Source organism: Mesorhizobium sp. M1A.F.Ca.IN.020.04.1.1 (genome assembly GCF_003997315.1).
Classification (GTDB): domain Bacteria; phylum Pseudomonadota; class Alphaproteobacteria; order Rhizobiales; family Rhizobiaceae; genus Mesorhizobium.
Map to the genome: position 1 here is coordinate 1 of NZ_RZSN01000264.1, position 5,382 is coordinate 5,382.

4 protein-coding genes are annotated in these 5,382 nt (G+C 64.4%); 3 read left to right on the top strand and 1 reads right to left on the bottom strand.

Annotation, left to right across the window (positions count from 1 at the left end; genetic code table 11):
• Together EOA49_RS29925 and EOA49_RS29930 are read left to right on the top strand one after the other, a co-directional pair.
• On the top strand, positions 1–1,448 hold a 1,448-nt coding region (locus tag EOA49_RS29925; RefSeq protein ID WP_127243528.1), incomplete at its 5' end, for a trimethylamine methyltransferase family protein.
• 219 nt (positions 1,449–1,667) lie between these two features.
• Complete coding sequence (locus EOA49_RS29930; protein WP_127240714.1) at positions 1,668–4,094, top strand: FAD-dependent oxidoreductase; 2,427 nt, start codon at positions 1,668–1,670, stop codon at positions 4,092–4,094.
• A gap of 27 nt (positions 4,095–4,121) precedes the next feature.
• Here the strand turns inward: EOA49_RS29930 and EOA49_RS29935 are convergent, their stop codons facing one another.
• A complete protein-coding gene (locus EOA49_RS29935) occupies positions 4,122–4,514 on the bottom strand; it encodes a DoxX family protein (RefSeq protein WP_067328942.1) in 393 nt (130 codons plus the stop codon).
• 199 nt (positions 4,515–4,713) lie between these two features.
• Between EOA49_RS29935 and EOA49_RS29940 the strand changes: the two genes are divergently transcribed.
• Positions 4,714–5,202 carry a hypothetical protein gene (locus EOA49_RS29940; RefSeq protein WP_067328944.1) on the top strand — a complete coding sequence of 163 codons (489 nt, stop codon included), beginning with the start codon at positions 4,714–4,716 and terminating at the stop codon, positions 5,200–5,202.
• Positions 5,203–5,382: the final 180 nt, after the last annotated feature.

A 5,382-nucleotide genomic window follows, 5' to 3' on the forward strand; every position in this document is an offset into this window, starting at 1 on the left:
ACCCTTACCCGCCCATGGCGGTGCTTTCGGCCGACCAGATCGAGTCCATTCACCAGGCCTCGATGCATATTCTCGAAAGTTTCGGCATCGAGGTGATGAGCCCGCGAGCGCTCGCGCTGTTCGAACGCGCCGGCGCCAAGGTCGATCACAGCTCGATGAATGTGCGCCTCGATCGGGGCATGGTCGACGAAGCGCTGAAGACGACACAGGCCGGCTACACACTTACGCCACGCAACCCGGCTCACGCCGTTTATCTCGGCGGCAACACGATCAACTTCACGCTGGTGGCCGGGCCGCCCAATGTGCACGACATGGAGCGCGGCCGCCGCGCCGGCAATCTCGCCGACTATTGCGATCTCGTCCGGCTGGCGCAGCATTTCAACTGCATCCATATGCTGGGGAACCAGGTCTGCGCGCCGATCGAGCTGCCGGCGAATTCGCGGCACCTCGACACCTACTTCGCCAATCTGACGCTGACCGACAAATGCTTCCATGTCTCGGCGATCGGCCGGGGCAGGGCGCTGGACGGCATCGAGATGATGGCGATCGCGCGTGGCTTGACTCTCGACCAGATCGGCCGGGATCCCGGCGTCACCACCATCATTTCCGTCAACTCGCCGCGCCGCTTCGACGAGATGATGGCCGAAGGGCTGATGACCATGGCCGAGTTCGGCCAGTCGGTGGCGGTGACGCCGTTCACGCTGATGGGCGCGATGAGCCCGGTGACGCTTGCCGGCGCGCTGGCGCAGCAAAATGCCGAGGCACTGTTCGGCATCGTGCTGACCCAGTTGGTGCGGCCCGGCGCGCCGGTGATGTATGGCGCCTTCACTTCCAATGTCGACATGAAGTCCGGCGCGCCGGCCTTCGGCACGCCGGAGAACACCAAGGCCAACATCGCCTCCGGGCAATTGGCGCGGCGCTACAATCTGCCGTACCGCACGACGCCGGGCTCGGCGTCCAATGCCGCCGATGCGCAAGGCGCCTATGAGACGCTGATGGCGCTGTGGGGTGCCGTGCTTGGCCACGGCAACCTCGTCTATCATGCCGCCGGCTGGCAGGAGGGCGGACTGACGGCCTCATTCGAAAAACTCATCATCGATGTCGAGATGATGCAGCACATGATGGAATTCCTGCGACCGATCGTGGTCGACGAAGGCGAATTGGCGGTCGACGCATTGGGCGCCGTGCCCACCGGCGGCCACTTCTTCGGCGAGCCGCATACGCTTGAACGCTATGCCACCGCCTTCTATCAGCCGATGCTCTCCAACTGGCAGAACTACGAGGCCTGGCAGGAGGCCGGCGCGCTCGATGCCACGGCGCGCGCGACCCGGCTCTGGAAGAAGGCGCTGGAAGACTACGTTCAGCCCGCAATGGACCCAGCCCTGCGCGAGGCGCTTGAAGCCTATATGGCGCGCCGCAAGGAAGCGATCGGGCAGGGCGAGCCGTGACGGTTTTGGAACGCTGGCGCTGCCCCTCATCCGCCTTCCGGCACCTTCTCCCCGTGAAGGACGGGGAGAAGGGAAGCGCTACAGCGCTGGCGACCCCTCTCCCCGTTTTTCACGGGGAAAGGGCAAGGGTGAGGGGCAGCGCCGACGTTTGAGGAGAGACATGCCTCTCATCCTGAATCCACTCAATCATCCAATTCCCCGAAGTAACGAGAAGAACCTATGAAGTCGCATGCAAAGGTCGTGGTCATCGGCGGCGGTGTTGTAGGATGTTCCGTGCTGTTCCATCTTGCCCGCCACGGCTGGACGGACGTGGTGCTTCTGGAGCGCGATGAGCTGACCTCGGGCTCGACCTGGCATGCGGCCGGCGGCATGCACACCATCAACGGCGATCCCAACGTCGCCAAGCTGCAGAAATACACGATCTCGCTCTACAAGGAGATCGAGGAGCTTTCCGCCCAGGCGACGGGGGTGCATCTGACCGGCGGCGTGCTCTTGGCAGCAACCGAGGCGCGGCTCGACTGGCTGCGCGGGGTCGTCTCCAAGGGCCGCTATCTCGGCATCGACCTCGAGGTGATCTCGGCGAAGGAAGCGGCCGAGTTGATGCCGCTCATCGATCCGAAGCAATTCGTCGGCGCCGTGCGCAACAAGGAGCACGGCCATCTCGATCCCTCCGGCGTCACCCACGCTTACGCCAAGGCGGCGCGGAAGCTGGGCGCGGAAGTGGAGCGCTTCACCAAGGTCGAGGACATCGTGCGCCGGCCCGACGGGCTTTGGCGCGTCATCACCAACAAGGGCGATGTGATCACCGAGCATGTCGTCAACGCCGGCGGTCTTTGGGCGCGCGAGGTCGGCCGCATGGTCGGGCTCGAACTGCCGGTGCTCGCCATGGAGCACATGTACCTGATCACCGAGGACATGCCGGAGGTCGCCGACTGGAACAAGAAGACCGGCACGGAAATCATCCATGCGGTCGACTTCGACGGCGAGCTCTATCTGCGCCAGGAGCGCGGCGGCATGCTGATGGGCACCTACGAGAAAGCCAACAAGGTCTGGTCCGAATTCTCCACACCCTGGAATTTCGGCCATGAGCTCTTGGAGCCGGATATCGACCGTATCGCGCCCTCGCTCGAAATCGGCTTCCGTCACTTCCCGGCCTTTCAGAAAACCGGGATCAAGCAGATCATCAATGGCCCCTTCACCTTTGCGCCGGATGGCAATCCGCTGGTCGGTCCGGTGCGCGGTCTGCCGGGCTTCTGGGTCGCCTGCGGCGTCATGGCGGGTTTTTCTCAAGGCGGCGGTGTTGGCCTGGCGCTCTCAAACTGGATGATCGAGGGTGATCCCGGCGCCGATATCTGGGCGATGGACGTGGCGCGCTACGGCGACTGGGCGACGATGACCTACACCAACGCCAAGGTGCGCGAGAATTACTCGCGCCGCTTCTCGATCCGCTTCCCGAACGAGGAACTGCCGGCCGGACGGCCGCTGAAGACAACGCCCCTTTACGACACATTGTCGACCAAAGGCGCGCAATGGGGCGTCGCCTTTGGGCTGGAAGTGCCGCTCTGGTATGCGCCAGAAGGCGTCAAGGACGAGTTCTCCTGGCGGCGGTCGACCGATTTCGACCATGTCGGCAGCGAAGTGGCCGCCGTCCGCAACGGCGTCGGCCTCTCGGAGATATCGAGCTTTGCCAAGTACAAGGTGACGGGCGAGGGGGCGGCAGCCTGGCTCGACCGTCTGCTTGCCTGCAGGCTGCCCAAGCCCGGCCGCATGACGCTGGCGCCGATGCTGAAGGGAGACGGCAAGCTGATCGGCGATCTCACGCTCGCCAATGTCGGCGAGGGCGACTGGTTCGTCGCCGGCTCCGGCGTCGCCGAGCAGTACCATATGCGCTGGTTCGAGGCGCATCTGCCGAAGGACGGCTCGGTGCAGATAAAATCGCTGGGGCAGAAGCTCACCGGCCTAGCCATCGCCGGTCCGAAGGCGAGGGCGGTGCTGGCCAAAGTCACCCGCGCCGACGTCTCAAACCCGGCGTTCCCATTCATGGCCGTCGCCACGATCGATATCGGCATGGCGCCGTGTCTTGTCGGCCGCGTCAGCTACACCGGCGATCTCGGCTACGAGATCTGGATGGCGCCGGAGTATCAGCGCGCCGCTTACCAGGCGCTGATCAGGGCCGGCGAGGAATTCGGCATCGGCCTGTTCGGGTCGCGCGCGCTCAATGCGCTCAGGCTCGAAAAGAATTACGGTTCATGGGCGCGCGAATACCGGCCGATCTACGGACCGCTCGAGGCCGGGCTCGACCGTTTCGTCGCCTACGGCAAGGAGGCCGGGTTCATCGGCAAGGAAGCCGCCATTGCCGAGCGCAAGCAGGGCGGCAAGCTCCGGCTGCGCGCCTTCATCGTCGAGGCCACTGATGCCGACGTCATCGGCGACGAGGCGATCTGGCACGACGGCGTCGTGCGCGGCTGGGTGACGTCCGGCGGCTATGCGCACAATGCAAAAAAGTCCATCGCCATGGGCTACGTGCCGAAGGAGATCGCCGACAGGCCCGACGGCTTCGAGATCGAGATCCTCGGCAAGCGCCACGCCGCGCGCATTCAGGCAACGCCGCTGTTCGATGCCAATTTCGAGCGGATGCGCGCCTGAAAAACAGGCGCGCGTCCGCACAGGGCATCAGGCGCTGCGGCGGTTGTCGAGCGCGAAAGCGCCGGGACCGGCAAAGACCAGATAGAGGAAAATGAAGCAGAACGAGATCGCAGCGTCGCCGCCATTGTTAACGGGGAAGAAGTCGCGCGGGAAATGCGCCATGAAATAGGCGATGGCCATTTCGCCGCAGAGCAGGAACGCCACGGGTCGGGTCAACAGCCCCAGCGCCAGCAGGATGCCGCCGGCGAATTCAAGGATTGCGGACGTCAGCGCGAGCCCCGTCAGCGCCCCGGCATGGGCGCCGGCGGGGAAATTGAACAGCTTCTGGGTGCCGTGCTCGGTGAACTGCAGCGCCGTCATGATGCGAAGCACGCCCAGCGCCTGCGGCTGATAGCGGGAGAGACCTTCAAAAAGCTTCATCTAAACTCCATCTTGCCCTTCCGGACCCGCCATAAATTATCGCCCGGAAGCGGACCATTCACTTCCCATGCCCTGCCATCAACAATCGGTGAGTGGGCATGAGTTCACCTCTTCCGGCTTATTCTCGCCGTGGTTGCAATTGTCTCTCATAAGTTGTATTGATGCGCGGATACACCAAATCATCCGGGAATCCATCGCCATGAAAAAATTCGCCATCAGCCTCTTCGCATTCCTTGCAGGCACGAGCTTCGCCATAGCTGCCGATGCTGGTTGTGATGCCTTCAAATGGCCGGTGACACGCGAGCAGGCCCTGTTTCCGTCAGCGTCCGCCGCCCAGTCCGGCGCGGCCCTGACAGTCGGGCAAGCGGCGGATTTCTCACTTGCAGCGGTCGACACGATCGGGTTTGAAGTTCCGCCTGGACGTGCACCGGCAGCCGGCACGTTCGGCGCGATGGCAAGCGTGACCGTACCGGCTGAAGGTGAGCTCCAGTTCAGCCTGTCCGATGAGGTCTGGATCGATGTCGTCCAAGACGGCCGCGCCGTGAAGTCGGCGGGCTTCAGCCGCGCAAAGACCTGCCCGGGCATTCGCAAGAGCGTGCGCTTCAAGCTGTCCGCCGGTCCGGCCACCGTGCAGCTCAGCGGCGCCAAGAAGGCCGATCTCAAAGTGGCGGTGCTGACGCCGGAGTGATGCCCAAGAGGGCGACGCCGGCGCCGGGCCAGCGCTCCCCTCTGCCCGGCCCGACCTCCGCGCAGCTGCGCCGCGGCTGCGGAGGATGGACCGGACATCTGCCCCACAAGGGGGCGGCAGTTTCTACCGCCCAGGCGCCAGCAGCGCGAAATGCGCGCCCTGCGGGTCCTGGCATTGGAC